General features: G+C 67.2%; 1 protein-coding gene. It reads right to left on the bottom strand.

What is annotated here, in order from left to right; all coding sequences use genetic code 11:
* On the bottom strand, positions 1-238 hold a 238-nt coding region (locus ACTFO6_RS19690), incomplete at both ends, for a cation transporter (RefSeq protein ID WP_439935983.1).

The following is a 238-nucleotide window of genomic DNA, read 5'->3' on the forward strand; positions in this document are numbered from 1 at the left end:
GTGGTCCATCTCCCGGTCCAGCAGCGCCTTGGACGAATCCCGGATCAGCCCGTAGGCCCAGGCAGAGATGACCGTGGCGCCGACGATGCCAATGACCGGGTCGAGCCAGCGCAAGCCCAGAAACCGTCCCCCCAACAAGGCGGTGATGGCGAGGACCGAGGTGAGGGCGTCCGCGAGCACGTGCAGGTAAGCCGAACGCAGGTTGAGGTCGGCGTGATGCCGGTGGCGATGGAGGTGG

Source organism: Pelomicrobium sp. G1 (assembly GCF_051905455.1).
Taxonomy (GTDB): domain Bacteria; phylum Pseudomonadota; class Gammaproteobacteria; order Burkholderiales; family UBA6910; genus Pelomicrobium.